At 42.8% G+C, this 18,516-nt stretch carries 16 protein-coding genes; 9 read left to right on the forward strand and 7 right to left on the reverse strand.

Annotated features, from left to right (window positions below):
- Positions 1 to 485: 485 nt before the first annotated feature.
- From G7Y45_RS02295 to G7Y45_RS02315, 5 genes are all read left to right on the forward strand, one after another.
- Positions 486 to 2,105 carry a hypothetical protein gene (locus G7Y45_RS02295; protein ID WP_209377343.1) on the forward strand — a complete coding sequence of 540 codons (1,620 nt, stop codon included), beginning with the start codon at positions 486 to 488 and terminating at the stop codon, positions 2,103 to 2,105.
- A 789-nt stretch (positions 2,106 to 2,894) separates the two neighbouring features.
- On the forward strand, positions 2,895 to 4,514 hold the full coding sequence (locus G7Y45_RS02300; protein WP_209377345.1) for a DUF1566 domain-containing protein: 1,620 nt from the start codon (positions 2,895 to 2,897) through the stop codon (positions 4,512 to 4,514).
- Between the two features lie 787 nt (positions 4,515 to 5,301).
- Positions 5,302 to 6,921 carry a hypothetical protein gene (locus G7Y45_RS02305; protein ID WP_209377347.1) on the forward strand — a complete coding sequence of 540 codons (1,620 nt, stop codon included), beginning with the start codon at positions 5,302 to 5,304 and terminating at the stop codon, positions 6,919 to 6,921.
- A gap of 361 nt (positions 6,922 to 7,282) precedes the next feature.
- The gene (locus G7Y45_RS02310; protein ID WP_080714256.1) at positions 7,283 to 7,435 is read left to right on the forward strand and encodes a hypothetical protein; all 153 of its coding nucleotides are present in this window, start codon (positions 7,283 to 7,285) and stop codon (positions 7,433 to 7,435) included.
- Between the two features lie 791 nt (positions 7,436 to 8,226).
- Positions 8,227 to 9,864, forward strand: coding sequence for an FISUMP domain-containing protein (locus tag G7Y45_RS02315; RefSeq protein ID WP_165016429.1), 1,638 nt, complete (start codon positions 8,227 to 8,229; stop codon positions 9,862 to 9,864).
- 100 nt (positions 9,865 to 9,964) lie between these two features.
- Here G7Y45_RS02315 and buk read toward each other — a convergent pair whose 3' ends face one another.
- Together buk and G7Y45_RS02325 are read right to left on the reverse strand one after the other, a co-directional pair.
- Positions 9,965 to 11,080 carry a butyrate kinase gene (gene buk / locus G7Y45_RS02320; RefSeq protein WP_165016431.1) on the reverse strand — a complete coding sequence of 372 codons (1,116 nt, stop codon included), beginning with the start codon at positions 11,078 to 11,080 and terminating at the stop codon, positions 9,965 to 9,967.
- Between the two features lie 22 nt (positions 11,081 to 11,102).
- The gene (locus G7Y45_RS02325; protein WP_005811598.1) at positions 11,103 to 12,044 is read right to left on the reverse strand and encodes a phosphate acyltransferase; all 942 of its coding nucleotides are present in this window, start codon (positions 12,042 to 12,044) and stop codon (positions 11,103 to 11,105) included.
- A gap of 182 nt (positions 12,045 to 12,226) precedes the next feature.
- On the opposite strand from G7Y45_RS02325, the gene G7Y45_RS02330 reads away from it, so the two are divergent.
- Genes G7Y45_RS02330 through G7Y45_RS02345 form a run of 4 tightly spaced genes read left to right on the forward strand, consistent with a single transcriptional unit; the run spans position 12,227 to position 15,450 of the window.
- Positions 12,227 to 13,018: a glycoside hydrolase family 16 protein gene (locus tag G7Y45_RS02330; RefSeq protein WP_005782009.1), complete on the forward strand. Its 792-nt coding sequence runs from the start codon at positions 12,227 to 12,229 to the stop codon at positions 13,016 to 13,018.
- Positions 13,019 to 13,037: 19 nt separating this feature from the next.
- The gene (locus G7Y45_RS02335; RefSeq protein WP_005811602.1) at positions 13,038 to 13,952 is read left to right on the forward strand and encodes an LD-carboxypeptidase; all 915 of its coding nucleotides are present in this window, start codon (positions 13,038 to 13,040) and stop codon (positions 13,950 to 13,952) included.
- Positions 13,953 to 14,007: 55 nt separating this feature from the next.
- Positions 14,008 to 15,012, forward strand: coding sequence for a M28 family peptidase (locus G7Y45_RS02340; protein WP_032530776.1), 1,005 nt, complete (start codon positions 14,008 to 14,010; stop codon positions 15,010 to 15,012).
- A gap of 9 nt (positions 15,013 to 15,021) precedes the next feature.
- Positions 15,022 to 15,450: a SufE family protein gene (locus G7Y45_RS02345; protein ID WP_005811607.1), complete on the forward strand. Its 429-nt coding sequence runs from the start codon at positions 15,022 to 15,024 to the stop codon at positions 15,448 to 15,450.
- A gap of 53 nt (positions 15,451 to 15,503) precedes the next feature.
- Here G7Y45_RS02345 and G7Y45_RS02350 read toward each other — a convergent pair whose 3' ends face one another.
- The 5 genes from G7Y45_RS02350 to G7Y45_RS02365 form a co-directional block, all read right to left on the reverse strand.
- Positions 15,504 to 15,722 (reverse strand): helix-turn-helix transcriptional regulator, encoded by a 219-nt coding sequence (locus G7Y45_RS02350; RefSeq protein ID WP_005782001.1) that lies wholly within the window; start codon positions 15,720 to 15,722, stop codon positions 15,504 to 15,506.
- Between the two features lie 28 nt (positions 15,723 to 15,750).
- Positions 15,751 to 16,389, reverse strand: coding sequence for a DUF2975 domain-containing protein (locus tag G7Y45_RS02355; RefSeq protein WP_005781999.1), 639 nt, complete (start codon positions 16,387 to 16,389; stop codon positions 15,751 to 15,753).
- 35 nt (positions 16,390 to 16,424) lie between these two features.
- Positions 16,425 to 17,213: a CPBP family intramembrane glutamic endopeptidase gene (locus tag G7Y45_RS02360; protein ID WP_032539177.1), complete on the reverse strand. Its 789-nt coding sequence runs from the start codon at positions 17,211 to 17,213 to the stop codon at positions 16,425 to 16,427.
- Between the two features lie 38 nt (positions 17,214 to 17,251).
- Positions 17,252 to 17,380, reverse strand: coding sequence for a hypothetical protein (locus tag G7Y45_RS20025; RefSeq protein ID WP_255469910.1), 129 nt, complete (start codon positions 17,378 to 17,380; stop codon positions 17,252 to 17,254).
- Positions 17,381 to 17,586: 206 nt separating this feature from the next.
- Entirely contained in the window at positions 17,587 to 18,516 is a 930-nt protein-coding gene (locus G7Y45_RS02365) for a bifunctional riboflavin kinase/FAD synthetase (RefSeq protein WP_122200437.1), read from the reverse strand.

Below are 18,516 nucleotides of genomic sequence, written 5' to 3' on the forward strand. Positions count from 1 at the left end.
ATTTTAATTAGTGGTGTTTTCTTCGTATTAGTTACGGGAAAAAAGATTGGAAGGGGCAAAGTCGGGGGGCTTTGTCCCTTTTCTATTAAAAATAAAATCAATAGAAAAAATCCCCGAAAACCTAAACAATAAGTCTATAATAGATTAATAACAAACATATTACCCATCATAGAGTGTTTCAAAAGACGTTCGTTTTATGGAACAAAGATAAGGTGTGTTTTTCATCTGTGCAAATATTTCCACATTGTTTTAATTATCAATCTTTTATCTCTCTCTCTTACATTCTGTGTAGGAAGCAAAAATCGTGTTCCATAAAACGAACGTCTTTTGAAACACGATTGTATTTTCCAAGACGTTATATCTAATTGTAATACACAAACTTACGCATAATAAAAGTTGTATCAAACAGTCTTTACCGACTTATACACACACGTATAAGCCGGGCGAGAGATTTTTGATCTGATTATTCACTAAACAAATTTAGAATGAACAAACTTTTTATTATGCGAGCACACCTCTTATGGATCGCGGTAATGACAGCATCCAGCTTCTGGGTCAGTGGATGCACCCAAGAAGAGAAGTATCCATTTCTTCAGGAAAAAGATAAGGATTCCGGCATTGTAATACCTATTAACATCAGTATGGCTGAAAATGGTGAGTACAATGCTTACTCTCCAGACAATACTATGCCCCCCCGTCATAATGCTCCTCTGATTGCCGAATGGACAGGGGTAAAAACTCTAAGCCATACCCGCACAAAAGAATCCCCGGAATATAGTGGTCCCAGAATCGCATCCATGGAACTGACGGAAGATACCCTTTCCACCCTAACTACCCGTGCAAACAATCTATCTACAGGTGTTTACTTTCGTCTGATCGTTTTCCGGAAATCAGGGAGCAATTACGTGTTCCAATCAGCCGCTGACTATACATCAAATGGTACTTCCTCGCCTGTGCTGAAGCAGGGTAAACTACTCACACGGTCAGGAACGATACGGGTAATCGGCTACTCATTCAATACAACTGCGGCATTGGGCGATATCCCGGCATCATATACCTATAATACCACCAAAATAGACATTTCAAACATGAATAATGACTTTATGACTTATGATTCAGGAGACATAGCCAATGTAAACAGTCTTAACTATAACCTTCCGGTAACATTCAAACAGAAACTGTGCAAACTGACAATAAGCATTAGTGTTACAGGCTTCACAAGTAATACCATAAGCGGATGTACAGGAGTATACGTAAAGCAGGGAGGTAATTCAACCTCGTGGGTGATTGGAAGTTCGGCAGTGGCTGCTAATACCAACAACACAGCTTCATTCAACCCAAATACCAACCTGACTACCACTATACGAATGGTTCCCTTCGCAAGTGCCAGGACAATAACAGTACACTTCGACAAACTGACAGTAGGAAATATAATTTCCAATAATGCGGATAATATAGACATTACCTCAAACCAAAGTGTCCAATTGAAAGAGGGTATAAGCTATACAATGAAAATACAGTTTAAGAGAAGCCCCGGAATAAACGTTCCGGCAGGTAGCATCAATCTGAGCAATCCGAAAAAAGCATGTACCAATGACGATAAGCAAAAGTTATCAAAATTGGTATTTGCTGACGGCAATTTAAAAAGTACCGGTGCAAGCAACAATTATGTGTGGGCAACCAATAGAGAATATGGCTATTATTATCAATGGAAAAAAGACTATAATGGAAACAACATTGATCCGTGTGCCAGACTGAATCCCACAACTTATGGAAATGATTGGCGGCTACCTACACGCAATGAAATGGAAAGGTTAGGGAGATGTACAAATGTGAAAAAAGTCTCTAATGGAGTGAATGGGATATGGTTCCTTAATGCTACAACCGGTATTTTCCTACCGTTAGGTGGTTGGCGTAATAATAGTTCAGGAACGGCAGCAGACGAATGGCCAGGAACATACGGTAACTATTTTACGGATGAATCAATTAATACTAATGATTGTTATAGAATAGATATATCTCCAGGGGAAGGTAAAGCCGATGTCAATAGCACACCGAAGAGAATGGCATACACAACTCGTTGTGTCAAAGGGCCCAAACTATAATATTTACCTTTAAACAAAAAAGAATGAAAACAGAACTTTAAGGTTGGCTGATCAATAACACTACTGAAAATAAAAAAGCAAAATCTTAATCCTGAAAAGTACCGGAAATCTAAATCTGGTTGATGCGATGAATGAAATGAAGAAACAAGCCAAATATGTACCAAAAAACGGCTCTTCATAGCACCAGGCAAAACACCACTATCGAAACTCTTACGACTAAAAACAGAGATATTATTGACAATCCACAGTCTAATATTCTCAAAGATATTGCATAAATCAAAAGGTGCGAGGCAACCGATTCGGAATGAATCAGTTGCCTCATTATAACTTTAATCATTCCTCCAACAAAATTCCAAGCGCACCGCTTGAAGGGAAATCTAAAATACTCCAGTGACAACAGTCCCTAAAAAGTAAGCACAAAAATTGAACTAAAGGAAACATCATTCCTCTGATAATAAACACCTTATATGTAACATCATGTTTCAAAGGACGTACGTTTTTTGAAACATGATTTTTGTTCTCTGTACTGAAGACAAAGGAAATAGATAAACAATTGATAATTAAATTGATAGAATATATTTGCACAAATGAAAAAAGAAGTTTATCTTTGTTGCATCAGACGTACGTTTTTTGAAACACCGAGTGTATTTTCCAAGACGTTATATCTGATTGCAATACACAAACTTACGCATAATAAAAGTTGTATCAGACAGTCTTTACCGACTTATACACACATGTATAAGCCGGGCGAGAGATTTTTGATCTGATTATTCACTAAACAAATTTAGAATGAACAAACTTTTTATTATGCGAGCACACCTCTTATGGATCGCGGTAATGACAGCATCCAGCTTCTGGGTCAGTGGATGCACCCAAGAAGAGAAGTATCCATTTCTTCAGGAAAAAGATAAGGATTCCGGCATTGTAATACCTATTAACATCAGTATGGCTGAAAATGGTGAGTACAATGCTTACTCTCCGGACAATACTATGCCCCCCCGTCATAATGCTCCTCTGATTGCCGAATGGACAGGGGTAAAAACTCTAAGCCATACCCGCACAAAAGAATCCCCGGAATATAGTGGTCCCAGAATCGCATCCATGGAACTGACGGAAGATACCCTTTCCACCCTAACTACCCGTGCAAACAATCTATCTACAGGTGTTTACTTTCGTCTGATCGTTTTCCGGAAATCAGGGAGCAACTACGTATTCCAATCAGCCGCTGACTATACATCAAATGGTACTTCCTCGCCTGTGCTGAAGCAGGGTAAACTACTCACACGGTCAGGAACGATACGGGTAATCGGCTACTCATTCAATACAACTGCAGCATTGGGCGATATCCCGACATCATATACCTATAATACCACCAAAATAGACATTTCAAACATGAATAATGACTTTATGACTTATGATTCAGGAGACATAGCCAATGTAAACAGTCTTAACTATAACCTTCCGGTAACATTCAAACAGAAACTGTGCAAACTGACAATAAGCATTAGTGTTACAGGCTTCACAAGTAATACCATAAGCGGGTGTACAGGAGTATACGTAAAGCAGGGAGGTAATTCAACCTCGTGGGTGATTGGAAGTTCGGCAGTGGCTGCTAATACCAACAACACAGCTTCATTCAACCCAAACACCAACCTGACTACCACTATACGAATGGTTCCCTTCGCAAGTGCCAGGACAATAACAGTACACTTCGACAAACTGACAGTAGGAAATATAATTGCTAATAATGCAGATAATATAGACATTACCTCAAACCAAAGTGTCCAATTGAAAGAGGGTATGAGCTATACAATGAAAATACAGTTTAAGAGAAGCCCCGGAATAAACGTTCCGGCAGGTAGCATCAATCTGAGCAATCCGAAAAAAGCATGTACCAATGACGATAAGCAAAAGTTATCAAAATTGGTATTTGCTGACGGCAATTTAAAAAGTACCGGTGCAAGCAACAATTATGTGTGGGCAACCAATAGAGAATATGGCTATTATTATCAATGGAAAAAAGACTATAATGGAAACAACATTGATCCGTGTGCCAGACTGAATCCCACAACTTATGGAAATGATTGGCGGCTACCTACACGCAATGAATTTGAAAGACTGACAAGATGTACAGATGTAAAAACAGTCTCCAATGGAGTGAATGGTGTGTGGTTCCTAAATGCTACAACCGGCATTTTCTTACCATTAGGTGGTTGGCGTAATAATAGTCCAGGAACGGCAGCGGAGAACTGGCCAGGAACTTATGGTGACTATTTTACGGATGAATCAATTAATGCTAATCAGTGTTATAGATTGGATTTGGCCCCCAGTGGCGGCTCAGCTATTGTCAATAGCACAACAAAGGAAATGGCATACACAATTCGTTGTGTCAAAGGGCCCAAACTATAATATTTACCTTTAAACAAAAAAGAATGAAAACAGAACTTTAAGGTTGGCTGATCAATAACACTACTGAAAATAAAAAAGCAAAATCTTAATCCTGAAAAGTGCCGGAAATCTAACTCTGGTTGATGCGATGAATGAAATGAAGAAACAAGCCAAATATGTACCAAAAAACGGCTCTTCATAGCACCAGGCAAAACACCACTATCGAAACTCTTACGACTAAAAACAGAGATATTATTGACAATCCACAGTCTAATATTTTCAAAGATATTGCATAAATCAAAAGGTGCGAGGCAACCGATTCGGAATGAATCAGTTGCCTCATTATAACTTTAATCATTCCTCCAACAAAATTCCAAGCGCACCGCTTGAAGGGAAATCTAAAATACTCCAGTGACAACAGTCCCTAAAAAGCAAGCACAAAAATTCAACTAAAGGAAACATCATTCCTCTGATAATAAACACCTTATATGTAACATCATGTTTCAAAGGACGTACGTCTGATGCAACAAAGATAAACCTCTTTTTTCATTTGTGCAAATATTTTCTATCAATTTAATTATCAATTGTTTATCTATTTCCTTTGTCTTCAGTACAGAGAACAAAAATCATGTTTCAAAAAACGTACGTTTTTTGAAACACCGAGTGTATCTAAAATGCATATATCTGATTGCAATACACAAACTTACGCATAATAAAAGTTGTATCAGACAGTCTTTACCGACTTATACACACACGTATAAGCCGGGCGAGAGATTTTTGATCTGATTATTCACTAAACAAATTTAGAATGAACAAACTTTTTATTATGCGAGCACACCTCTTATGGATCGCGGTAATGACAGCATCCTGCCTCTGGGTCAGTGGATGCACCCAAGAGGAGAAGTATCCATTTCTTCAGGAAAAAGATAAGGATTCCGGCATTGTAATACCTATTAACATCAGTATGGCTGAAAATGGTGAGTACAATGCTTACTCTCCGGACAATACTATGCCCCCCCGTCATAATGCTCCTCTGATTGCCGAATGGACAGGGGTAAAAACTCTAAGCCATACCCGCACAAAAGAATCCCCGGAATATAGTGGTCCCAGAATCGCATCCATGGAACTGACGGAAGATACCCTTTCCACCCTAACTACCCGTGCAAACAATCTATCTACAGGTGTTTACTTTCGTCTGATCGTTTTCCGGAAATCAGGGAGCAACTACGTATTCCAATCAGCCGCTGACTATACATCAAATGGTACTTCCTCGCCTGTACTGAAGCAGGGTAAACTACTCACACGGTCAGGAACGATACGGGTAATCGGCTACTCATTCAATACAACTGCGGCATTGGGCGATATCCCGGCATCATATACCTATAATACCACCAAAATAGACATTTCAAACATGAATAATGACTTTATGACTTATGATTCAGGAGACATAGCCAATGTAAACAGTCTTAACTATAACCTTCCGGTAACATTCAAACAGAAACTGTGCAAACTGACAATAAGCATTAGTGTTACAGGCTTCACAAGTAATACCATCAGCGGATGTACAGGAGTATACGTAAAACAGGGAGGTAATTCAACCTCGTGGGTGATTGGAAGTTCGGCAGTGGCTGCTAATACCAACAACACAGCTTCATTCAACCCAAACACCAACCTGACTACCACTATACGAATGGTTCCCTTCGCAAGTGCCAGGACAATAACAGTACACTTCGACAAACTGACAGTAGGAAATATAATTGCTAATAATGCGGATAATATAGACATTACCTCAAACCAAAGTGTCCAATTGAAAGAGGGTATGAGCTATACAATGAAAATACAGTTTAAGAGAAGCCCCGGAATAAACGTTCCGGCAGGCAGCATCAATCTAAGCAATCCGAAAAAAGCATGTACCAATGATGATAAGCAAAAGTTATCAAAATTGGTATTTGCTGACGGCAATTTAAAAAGCACCGGGGCGAGCAATAACTATGTATGGACAACCAACAAAGAATACGGTTACTATTATCAATGGAAAAAAGACTATAATGGAAACAATATCGATCCGTGTGCCAGACTGAATCCCACAACTTATGGAAGTGATTGGCGATTACCTACACGCAATGAGTTCGAAAGGTTGGGAAGATGCAATAATGTACAGAAAGTCTCCAATGGAGTGAATGGTATATGGTTCCTTAATGCTACAACCGGTATTTTCCTGCCATTAGGTGGTTGGCGTAATTATACCCCAGGAACAACCGCAGACGACTGGCCAGGAACTTTTGGACAATATTTTACGGATGAATCAATTAATACTACTGATTGTTACAGATTGGATATATCTCCCGGAGAAGGTAAGACCGATGTCAATAGCACACTAAAGAGAATGGCATACACAGTTCGTTGTGTCAAAGGGCCCAAACTATAATATTTACCTTTAAACAAAAAAGAATGAAAACAGAACGGTTCTTCATCAAATTTGGTGGTAAGTTTTCTTTTACTCATGGAATCTAATTCAGTTCTCGGAAGTGTAAGCCCTCGTTTATAGTTGACAAAAAAGCAGGTATCCCGGCTTTCCCCCGAAGAGTCCATCCATGAGGTGAAGAAGCGAATTCTAGAATAAACCATCTGAAAATCAATATCTTTAAAAAGTAAGATTTCTATCCTCAAAAGCTTTGTTTTAACACAGAGTTAAAGCTTGTTCTTTGGATGTGAATAACAAGTTCTTTAAATGCAAAAGACTTATTATTTGCGCATAAGAACCTGACGAACTGCAAAAGGCGTTAACAATGTTAATTGAAGAAAGGTATAAGGATGAAGATACCGGTCCGGACGGCGCAAATTCACTTCCGAAACTTGAGTTATCTTATTCAGCCGGTGTCTGGTTTTTCTTATTAAAGCAAGCAAAAAGGACAATTATCAACTTGAAAATAAAGAAATAAAGAATTCACCACCAAATTTGAAGAAGAACCAACAGAACTTTAAGGTTGGCTGATCAATAACACTACTGAAAATAAAAAAGCAAAATCTTAATCCTGAAAAGTGCCGGAAATCTAACTTTGGTTGATGCGATGAATGAAATGAAGAAACAAGCCAAATATGTACCAAAAACGGCTCTTCATAGCACCAAGCAAAACACCACTATCGAAACTCTTACGACTAACAACAGAGATATTATTGACAATCCACAGTCTAATATTTTCAAAGATATTGCATAAATCAAAAGGCGCGAGGCAACTAATTTATTTCGAATCAGTTGCCTCATTATAACTTTAATCATTCCTCCAACAAAATTCCAAGCGCACCGCTTGAAGGGAAATCTAAAATACTCCAGTGACAACAGTCCCTAAAAAGCAAGCACAAAAATTCAACTAAAGGAAACATCACTCCTCTGATAATAAACACCTTATATGTAATATCATGTTTCAAAGGACGTTCGTCTGATGCAACAAAGATAAACCTCTTTTTTTATTCATGCAAATCTTTTTACATTGTTTTAATTATCAGCGATTTATCTACCCCCCTTGCATCCAGTGCAGAGGGTAAAAATGGTGTTTCAAAAAACGAACGTTTTTTGAAACACCATTGTGTATCCAAGACCGTTATATCTGATTGTAATACACAAACTTACGCATAATAAAAGTGGTATCAAACAGCCTTTCCGGACCTATACGAGAATGTATAAGTCCGCAATGTGTCTTTGATACGATTATTCACTTTAATATCTTAGTATATGAATAGAACTTTTATTACGCGAGAGTGTCTCGGTAAAGCCTTATGGCTGTGTTTGTGCCTTTCGATAGCAGGATGTGCGGAAGATGACAGAATGACTCCCCTGTCTGCTGACAGCGGGGATACTGCCGACGAGCTAATCCCCATCCATATCAGTCTGGCAGGTAACAACGACTATCATTCTTCCTCTTTTAACGACGCTTCGACCCGTAGCCATCCTCCCTTGATCGCCGAATGGGTGGGGGTAAAAGCTTTCTCCCCCACACGTACAGGAGAGCAACCGGACTATGAAGGTCCCCGGATAGCCTCGATGGAACTGACGGAAGATATCCTCCCCCAGGTAAATACCCGTGCGGCAACAGTGCCTGTGGGAGTTTATTTCCGGCTGATTGTTTTCCGGAAGTCCGGAAACAACTATGTCTTCCAGTCGGCGGCCGATTACACCTCAAATGGTACGGGCACTCCTGTACTCAAACAGGGGAAATTGCTAACACGCTCGGGAACGATACGCGTGGTGGGCTACTCTTTTAATACCACTGCCGCTGCCGACTTGGGAACTATACCTTCCACGTATGCCTACAACAGCAGCACAGTATCTATCCCTAACATGAACAAGGACTTCATGACCTTCGATTCCGGAGATATAACGAATGTAAACAGCCTCAGCCACAATCTTCTTCCGGTGAGCTTCGGCCAGAAGCTATGTAAATTGACGATTACCATCAGTCCTACCGGATTTCCAAGCAATACGATCAGCAATTGCACGGGTGTATACGTAAAGCAAGGGGGAAATTCCACATCGTGGAAGATCGGTCCTTCGACCAATGTGGTAGCCGCCAACACGAATAATACGGCGGCATTCAGTCCGAACACGACCCTGAGTACAACCATACGCATGGTTCCGTTTGCAGGGGCCAGGACCATTACAGTGCATTTCAATACGTTGACAATAAACGGACGGACCGTGCCCAACAATACGGAAATCACCTCCACCCAAAGCGTGCAACTGAAAGAGGGAAAAAACTATACGATGAAAATACAGTTTAAGAAAGCCATCGGAATTAATGTACCCTACGGTGATATTAATCTCACACAAAATGGGTGTACAGCAAACGATAAGACCATCTTATCAAAACTCCGATGGGCTGAAGGTAATCTCAATTCCCAAAGCAACTACAATCTGACATGGGCTTCTTCTACTACCGATTACGGTTACTATTATATATGGAAGAATGTATACGTATCATCCGGTTATACAGGTTATGGTGCTGTCGATCCTTGTACACGTCTTGACGAAAGTAAATACGGTAGCGGTTGGCGTACTCCAACAAGAAATGAATTCACAAGTCTCTCCCGCTGTAGTAACAAGCAATTGGTAAAGTATAACGGTACCCAAGGTATGTGGTTTATGAATAGCTCGATCGGTCTATTTTTGCCTGCTGCAGGCTGGCGAGACGGCAACAAAGGTAGTGGTACTGCTGCTACCACTTATACCGATGGCACAGGCAGCTACTACTGGAGTAGTGACCTCAACGGCAATTCAGGCTACGGTCTTTACATCCGCAATAATGACGTCTTCGTAGACGGTAACGGTAACAGGCAGTCCGGTGTTTCTGTCCGATGTGTTCGCAATCTTTAGTGAGTTTACCAAATGGGACCAGAAGCCAGTGAGCCTGACACTTTAAAGAACGGGCTTTCTGGCTCTGCACAAACACCTATACTACATCAAGCTCCGCCCATCACTGATAAACCTGTACCGGAAGTTCTCCCCTTAAGGCACCCAAAGCATTCAATGCCAAAGCCTCCATCTCATCTTCTCCCGGATACACGAAGACGGGAGCAAGGAAAGAAATACGTTCCCTTAAACGGGAAATTACGTAATCAGAATAAGCAATGCCTCCGGTCATCAGGATAGCGTCTACCTTTCCATACAAAACAGTAGAGGCAGCACCGATACTTTTGGCCACATTATAGATCATGGCATCGAGCACCAACCGGGCATGATCATCACCTGTCTCAATGGACTGAATAACGGCAGGAATATCAGTAGTTCCCAAATGGGCGGTAAGCCCGGCACGGCCCGAAATTCGTTTCTTCAATTCATCTTTGGTGAATTTCCCGCTGAAACAGAGGTCTATCAGTTGTCCGGCGGGAAGAGTTCCGGCTCTTTCGGGTGAGAAAGGACCTTCTCCATCCAGTGCATTATTGGCATCGACTGCACGCCCATGACGATGGACCGCAACGGAAATGCCTCCTCCCAAATGGCAGACAATCAAATCAAGATCTTCATAACGAGTGCCATGTTCGGCAGCATAACGACGGGCAATAGCTTTCTGATTCAGTGCATGCCAGATAGTGATACGCGGCATCAAGGGCGAACCGGTAATGCGGGCAACCTCTTCCAGTTCGTCCACCACACCCGGATCTGCAATAAACGCCCGGCACCCGGGTAAAGCTGCGGCCAATTCATCGGCTATCAAACCTCCCAGATTGCAGGCATGCGTACGCATGGCATGGAGGGTATCCCGCTTCATAGCTTCGTTAACCTCATAAACTCCACCGGGAATAGGCTTCACCAGACCTCCGCGTCCAATGACAGCATCGAACCGGAAAGGAATATCATTTGCCTCCAACTCCCGGAGGACAAGTGATTTACGAAACTCAAACTGGTCGATCACTTGGGGGAAAGCAGACAACTCTTCTACTGTATGGCGGATGTTGCGTACCAACAAAGGAGTTTCGTCTTCATAAACGGCAATCTTTGTTGAAGTGGAACCGGGATTGATAACAAGGACCCTTTCACTCCGTCCATTCCTTGCAGAAGGGGAAGTGGGGATTGCATTCAGTTTATCCATATTCTTAGTTTAATTATGATCATCATTCGGAGCATCTTCCTCCCTCTGCCGACCGGGTAGAAGCCGTCAGGCATGCCATCGCAATGCTATAATACTTGGAAAGTCCGGAATCACTACGTGACGGTAGCACCACCGGACAAATGGGGCCTTGCAGCAATCCTGCCATATCGGCCTTGGCAAATAATGAAACAGACTTATAAAAAGCATTGGCCGACTCGATATTAGGGAATATCAATACATCTGCCTGCCCGTTGATAGGCGATACAATTCCTTTAATATCCCCGCTGGCCTGCTCGCAGGAAGTACGGACATCCAACGGGCCATCAATAATAACATTGCCAAACTCTCCGGCTTCGGCCAACTCCACGATATTAACATAATCAAGCGAATGGGGGAACTTGGCACTTACCTTCTCCGTACAATGAATCAAAGAGATGCGCGGCTGCTCTATCCCAAACCTCCGGCAGGTACAGATGGCGTACCAAACCATCTCAATACGTTGTTGTAAAGTGGGCCGGGGAATAACAGCCGCATCCGAAAAGAACAGTAATTTATCATACGTCGGAATCTGCATTACAGCCAAGTGAGTCAGGATCTTTCCTTTGGGTAGTAGCCCTTTCTCCTTGTCAAGAATAGCATGAAGCAGGTTGTCAGTATTAATAATCCCTTTCATCAAAATGTCGGCCCCCCCTTCCCGGACAATGCGGACCGCTTCACGCGCTGCCTCATCGGGATCTTCGATATGGATGGTCTTCACATAATCCGGATACTTTTGCAAGGTAGGATACTTTTGAAGGATGGCTGAGTCACCAATCATCAGAAATTCTGCAATACCCTCGTCAAGTGCACGGGCAATGGCATATTCTGTATTCGGATCATTGGCACAGACAACGGCAATCCGTTTCCGTCGGTTTAAGGTTTTTAGGTGTTCTGTCAGTTGGTCGAAGTTTCTAATAGGTTCCATAACGTTAGATTTTTAGCAAATATCAGAAAAAGGATCGAGAAGTACATCATGGTATACTGAAAAAATGGGTAAACCGGATAACATTTTGATATTATACAACGCTTTCATTTCTACGGATGCAGGTAATTTCGTTTTTTAATGTAAATTTGTATCCTGTTAAACACCTATAATCAAACAGAACCATGAAAACAAAAACTTTTCTCGCTCTTTTCTGCCTGCTGTGTATCAGTTCAGGCTTTTCATCGTGCCAACGTCATTCGTCTGACCAGTGGACATTGGTTTGGGAAGATAATTTCGACCAAAAAACAGGCTTTGACCCACAGGTATGGAGCAAAATACCACGTGGCAAATCGGACTGGAATAACTATATGACAGACTTCGACTCTTGTTTCGATATGCGTGACGGCAATATGGTGCTGCGGGGTATCATCAATTACAGCCAGCCCAATGACACAGCACCCTATCTGACCGGAGGGATTTATACCAAAGGGAAAAAGGCATTCAGCAACGGGCGTCTGGAGATACGTGCCAAGTTGAACGGTGCACGCGGCGAATGGCCGGCTATCTGGATGCTTCCGGTAGATGCTCCCTGGCCGATGGGTGGAGAAATCGATATTATGGAACGTCTGAATCACGACACAATCGCTTACCAGACTATACATACCAACTATACATACAATCTGGGCATCAAAGACAATCCGTTGTCACACTCCGTAGGTACGATCAATCCCGATGACTACAATGTATATTCGGTAGAAATGTATCCGGACAGCATTGCATTCTATATCAATGATACGCATACTTTCACCTATCCCCGCATCGAAACAGACAAAGAAGGGCAATTTCCTTTCGATCAGCCTTTCTATCTGCTGATCGACATGCAACTGGGTGGCTCGTGGGTAGGAGCTGTAGACCCGAAAGAACTTCCTGTGGAAATGCATGTAGACTGGGTAAAATTCTACCAGAAGAAATAAACTAAAACAAATTCACTGAATGAAGATACAATTCCCCCCATTCCTGCACGAAGGCGATAAAGTTGCCATCGTATCGCCTTCGGGCAAGATAGACAATATGTTTCTGAGAGGTGCCAAGGCGCAACTGGCGTCTTGGGGATTGGTCCCTGAAATGGGGAAACACGTCCGTAGCTCCTGGGGATGCTATGCCGGCACCATCCGGCAGCGCGCTTCGGACTTTCAGACAGCAATGGATGACAAAGAAATTAAGGCGATTTTATGTAGCCGTGGCGGCTACGGAGCGGTTCATCTTATTGAACGGCTCGACTTCACCCGTTTCCGTGAACACCCGAAGTGGATGATCGGATTCAGTGATATCACAGCGCTCCATAATCTATTTCAGTACAACGGGTTTGCTTCGTTACATGCTCCTATGGCACGCCATCTCGCAGTAGAAGCGGCCGACGATCCGTGTTCACTGTACCTGAGGGATATACTTTTCGGTAAACTGCCTGCCTATAAATGTAAGCGTCACAAGTTGAACCGACTCGGCACAGCCAAGGGTATTCTGCGTGGTGGCAATATGGCAGTATTCCACGGCCTTCGGGGAACTCCATACGACATACCTCCCGAAGGGACAATCCTGTTTATCGAGGACGTGGGCGAACGTCCTTATGCCATCGAGCGCATGATGTATAACCTGAAATTAGGGGGCGTACTTGAGAAGTTGTCAGGCCTTATCATCGGACAGTTTACCGAATACGAAGAAGATCGTGCCATAAAGAAAGACCTTTATGGTGCACTCTTCGATCTGGTAGAAGAGTATAATTATCCGATCTGCTTTGATTTCCCCGTAGGGCATGTAACGGAAAATCTGCCACTGATCAATGGGGCGGAAGTAGAACTTATATCCGGAAAGAAAGGAGTAGAATTGTTAATAAACCCTCCTATCTGACCTACCCTACTGCGAAAATGACTAATTTTGAGGCCTTAACCCCAAAAGCATAATTATGAAAAGAAATTCTATGCTATTACTGACAGCTTTTATTTTGTTATCCGCCTTTTCTTGCGGAACGAACAACAACAAAACCAATTCAGTTCAGGAGCCTGAAAAGAATATAACCGTGAAAGCACCACAATTCGATGCAGACAGCGCCTATAAATACATACAGGCACAAGTGGACTTCGGCCCTCGCAATCCGAACAGTAAAGGACATGCAGCATGTGGAGAATATCTGGCTACTAAGCTGGCAGAACATGGGGCCAAAGTGACTAACCAGAATGTGGAACTGCCCGCCTATGACGGCACGCTGCTGAAAGCACGCAATATCATCGGTTCATTCAAGCCCGAAAGCAAAAAACGCATTGCCCTTTTTGCACACTGGGATACACGTCCGTGGGCAGACAATGATCCCAACGAGAAGAATCACCACACACCAATATTGGGTGCCAACGACGGAGCGAGCGGTGTGGGCGTGTTGCTTGAAATAGCCCGACTGATCAATCAGCAGCAACCGGAACTGGGAATCGATATTATCTTTTTGGACGCAGAAGATTATGGCGCTCCCCAATTCTATAAAGGAGAGCATTTAGAGGAGCAATGGTGTCTCGGTGCACAATATTGGGCACGCAATCCGCATGTGGAAGGCTATAATGCCCGTTTCGGTATCTTGCTCGATATGGTAGGCGGCAAAGATGCCACTTTCTTTAAGGAGGTGTACTCGGAGAAGTTTGCCCGTGGAATCAACAAAAAGGTATGGAAGAAGGCTAACGACGCCGGTTACGGACGTTACTTTATTAACGAAACAGGTGGGCAGATCACTGACGACCATCTGTTTATCAATCGGCTGGCCGGTATCCCGACTATCGACATCATTCCGAACGACGAAAATTGTGAACTGTCCAGCTTCGGACCGACTTGGCATACCGTAAACGACAACATGGATGTTATCGACAAATCGACACTCAAAGCCGTGGGACAGACCGTACTGGAAGTTATCTATAACGAGAAATAATTATTCAATATGACAATCAACGAATTACAAGACGAAGTCATTGCCGAGTTCAGTGACTTTGACGACTGGATGGACCGCTACCAGTTGCTTATCGATTTAGGAAACGAACAGGAACCGCTTGACGAGAAATATAAAACGGAACAGAATTTGATTGAAGGTTGCCAGAGCCGTGTGTGGCTTCAGGCAGACGAGGTAGATGGAAAGGTGATCTTCAAAGCAGAAAGTGATGCACTGATCGTAAAAGGTATTATCGCCCTGCTGATAAAAGTTGTTTCGGGACATACACCGGACGAGATTCTGAATTCGGAACTTTACTTCATCGACCGCATCGGGCTGAAAGATCATTTATCGCCCACCCGCAGCAACGGTCTGCTATCAATGGTAAAACAAATGCGAATGTACGCATTGGCATTCAAAGCCAAAGGGACAAAAGGTTAATCTCCTCATTCTATATCGCCACAGTGGACACACAGAAGGTCCGCTGTGGCAAATCAAGGATCTTTTTCATCCACTTGATATTCCAAAATATCCCCCGGTTGGCAATCGAGTACTTTGCAGATTGCCTCAAGGGTAGAAAAACGAATTGCTTTGGCCTTTCCCGTTTTCAGGATAGAAAGGTTGGCAGGTGTAATATCTATCTTCTCCGCCAACTCCCCCAAAGATATCTTTCTTCGGGCCATCATAATGTCAAGGTTTACTATTATAGCCATAATTCCATTAATTTTTCAGTGTCCGGATTCAGATAGTAAGGTCTTGCTCCTCTTTCATCTTTAACCCGATGGCGAATACTTCGCCTACAATCAGCGAAACCAGTCCTAAAATGACCAGCATCACAGAGTCAATACTTGTCTCCATAGAGTAGCCGGATAATGAAAAAACTGAGGACAGTTCATAATCATTCATCAAAGCCGGCACCGCTTCACTAATAAAACTCAGCAACAGGGTGACTCCCAACCAACGTAACCTACGAACATTCTTCCAATTAAAAATATCCGATTTATTGATAGATACAATCAACTGCACAAACAGCACCGTAGATGCTATTACGGCCAAAATGGCAAGAAGCCCGGAGAGCACTTGCGCAACCATCAGCCAGGTGCTCCTGTCCACTTTTACATTCGTGATCAACTGTGTGTAAGCAACAGGCACATAAGATTGGGTCCGTTCATTGTAAACAGAATCTTTAAACGACGAAAAATCTTCGGGCATCAACGTAGCAATGCGAAGGTTAATAGCCTGTTCCACACTTTCATTGCCGGAATGGCTTATCTTCATGCCCTCGGAAAAGCCATGACCGAAATCACGCCCCATGTTGAATACCGAATAACAGAATACCAGAAATACCAGTAAACATAGTATGTTCAATCTTCTTTTCATATTATGACTTGTTTTTCAATCTTCATAGTTCAGTTTCACTCACTCTTTCTCCACACTCCCGGAATCGTAACCTGCTTTATCCGTAGGAAGCAACCAACGAACAGCATAGCGGCCACAGCTATCAGTATGTAATAAGATGTAGTATCGGTCACATCGCTAATCGTATCCGCATCGGGATAGGTCAGGCTCAATATCACAGAAAGGCTGTTATTCACAATGTGTATCAGGATACAGGGGATCAGGCTCCGCGTCCGGTAATAAACCCACGCCAACAGCAGTCCTCCGAAGAAGGCGGCAACTACCTGAGCCGGATTCAAATGGAATATTCCGAAAAGAAGTGCGGAAAGAAAAATCGCTTTCCGGGGAGAATATCGTTCAAGCAACGCCTTAGTGACACCACCACGGAATAAAAGTTCCTCAAGAACCGGTCCCAACAACGTGATGGCCACAATTCCCAACCAACCGGACTGTAAAGCATTAAACTGTTGTTCCAGAACATCAGGCACCCAAGATAAAACAGCAGTTAGCAAGTCCATCAGAACAGTCATCGACAAGCCTATCAGAAAAGTGACCGCAAGAAACGGTAACGAAACGAATGACCAGCTCATTTTATCCTTAGGTATGTACCGGGCTTTCCATAAATAAAAAAACATCACTGCCATGGAAAGTAACATCGAAGGAGCCAGTGTCAACTCCGAAATCCGGGTGGCATCCATATTCCCACCATTCATACGGGCAACAACAGTAAAAGGAATACCTATCAGCCCACCACAGACAAGCTGGATCCCCAGATAAATAAGAATTAATTTGATCGCTGTTTTCATTCGGTTCTCTGTTTTAAATATGTACAAAGATAACGGTTTTAATTGACTACCGTTTCAGTAGCAGGGTGATTTGTACCATGTCCGTGCAAAACAGAGCTACACACAAACAAAGCTAACATAGAGATGGATACTACCAACATCGTAATGCTCATCAATGACTTTCCCATAAGATTGACTTTGGAGATTCGTTATGTTATTCAATAATAATTTATCGTTTTTCGATATGCAAAGATTGATATTAATTTCCACTTAAACAAGAAATCCGACAATTATTTATCGATAAACAATAAATATAGTATGTTTTTCGATATTAAGAGGGGCGCATATAGCCGGCTCAAAGGCAAACAGGAAATACAAAATGTCAATTGACATTTTATTTATTCCCCAAAAGAGCTTCTACTTCGGCCGCATCCCGATGAAGTTGAGCTATCAGCCCGTCAATCCCATCGAACTTCAGTTCCGGACGGAGATACTTCACAAAAGAAATACGGATAAACTTATCGTAAATATTTGAATGAAAATGAAGGATGTTCACTTCTATCGAACGCTCGGGACCATTTCCTATCGTGGGGCGGGTACCGATATTCAACATACCGTTATAGGTACGCCCATCGAATGTGACATGAACCGCATAAACACCATCGGCAGGAATCAACTTATCAGGATCGTCCACACTGAGGTTGGCTGTAGGAAATCCGATCTTACGTCCCACTTGATAGCCACTCACCACCGTACCATCCAGAAAATAGTCGTAACCCAGACAACGGGACGCCATATCGACTTCACCCTGATGCAGCATCTTGCGAATAACGGAAGAGCTTACATGAAGATCATCACACACACAGGCACGAGCGCGGATTACCTCTATGCCCATCTCGGAACCATAACGGCAATAGTCTTCGAAACCTTCACTACGGTTGTGTCCAAAGCGATGGTCATAGCCGATGACGAGTGTCTGCACCCGATAACGGTCTCTTAAAAGATCAGACATAAACTCACGGGCAGTCAGGCGCGATACTTCCTGCGTAAAGTCAAGCATGAAACAATAGTCCACCCCTGTTTCCTCGAGCAGTGTCCGCTTTTCTTCCGGAGTAGTCAGCAGTTCCGGACGATAATCCGCTTTCATCACCTTACGGGGATGAACAGGGAAGGTAATTAATGCAGAGCGCAATCCACGAGCGGCAGCCAGCTCTCTGACTTGCTTGATCAGGAAACGATGCCCTGTATGTACTCCGTCGAAAAAGCCGATGGTAGCTACACAAGGTTCGGGTGTAAATGCCGGTATATTATGGATTATCTGCAT

The sequence above is a fragment of the Bacteroides sp. ZJ-18 genome, from assembly GCF_011038705.2.
Taxonomy (GTDB): Bacteria; Bacteroidota; Bacteroidia; order Bacteroidales; family Bacteroidaceae; genus Bacteroides; species Bacteroides hominis.

Bases quoted from the DNA above. Each gene is read 5' to 3' on its own strand.
- G7Y45_RS02325 (WP_005811598.1), bottom strand. From the start codon at position 12,044: ATGGAACCTATTAGAAACTTCGACCAACTGACAGAACACCTAAAAACC.
- G7Y45_RS02365 (WP_122200437.1), bottom strand. From the start codon at position 18,516: ATGCAGATAATCCATAATATACCGGCATTTACACCCGAACCTTGTGTA.
- G7Y45_RS02360 (WP_032539177.1), bottom strand. From the start codon at position 17,213: ATGAAAACAGCGATCAAATTAATTCTTATTTATCTGGGGATCCAGCTT.
- buk (WP_165016431.1), bottom strand. From the start codon at position 11,080: ATGGATAAACTGAATGCAATCCCCACTTCCCCTTCTGCAAGGAATGGA.
- G7Y45_RS02295 (WP_209377343.1), top strand. From the start codon at position 486: ATGAACAAACTTTTTATTATGCGAGCACACCTCTTATGGATCGCGGTA.
- G7Y45_RS02330 (WP_005782009.1), top strand. From the start codon at position 12,227: ATGAAAACAAAAACTTTTCTCGCTCTTTTCTGCCTGCTGTGTATCAGT.
- G7Y45_RS02310 (WP_080714256.1), top strand. From the start codon at position 7,283: ATGTTAATTGAAGAAAGGTATAAGGATGAAGATACCGGTCCGGACGGC.
- G7Y45_RS02305 (WP_209377347.1), top strand. From the start codon at position 5,302: ATGAACAAACTTTTTATTATGCGAGCACACCTCTTATGGATCGCGGTA.
- G7Y45_RS20025 (WP_255469910.1), bottom strand. From the start codon at position 17,380: ATGGGAAAGTCATTGATGAGCATTACGATGTTGGTAGTATCCATCTCT.
- G7Y45_RS02335 (WP_005811602.1), top strand. From the start codon at position 13,038: ATGAAGATACAATTCCCCCCATTCCTGCACGAAGGCGATAAAGTTGCC.
- G7Y45_RS02345 (WP_005811607.1), top strand. From the start codon at position 15,022: ATGACAATCAACGAATTACAAGACGAAGTCATTGCCGAGTTCAGTGAC.
- G7Y45_RS02350 (WP_005782001.1), bottom strand. From the start codon at position 15,722: ATGGCTATAATAGTAAACCTTGACATTATGATGGCCCGAAGAAAGATA.
- G7Y45_RS02315 (WP_165016429.1), top strand. From the start codon at position 8,227: ATGAATAGAACTTTTATTACGCGAGAGTGTCTCGGTAAAGCCTTATGG.
- G7Y45_RS02300 (WP_209377345.1), top strand. From the start codon at position 2,895: ATGAACAAACTTTTTATTATGCGAGCACACCTCTTATGGATCGCGGTA.
- G7Y45_RS02355 (WP_005781999.1), bottom strand. From the start codon at position 16,389: ATGAAAAGAAGATTGAACATACTATGTTTACTGGTATTTCTGGTATTC.
- G7Y45_RS02340 (WP_032530776.1), top strand. From the start codon at position 14,008: ATGAAAAGAAATTCTATGCTATTACTGACAGCTTTTATTTTGTTATCC.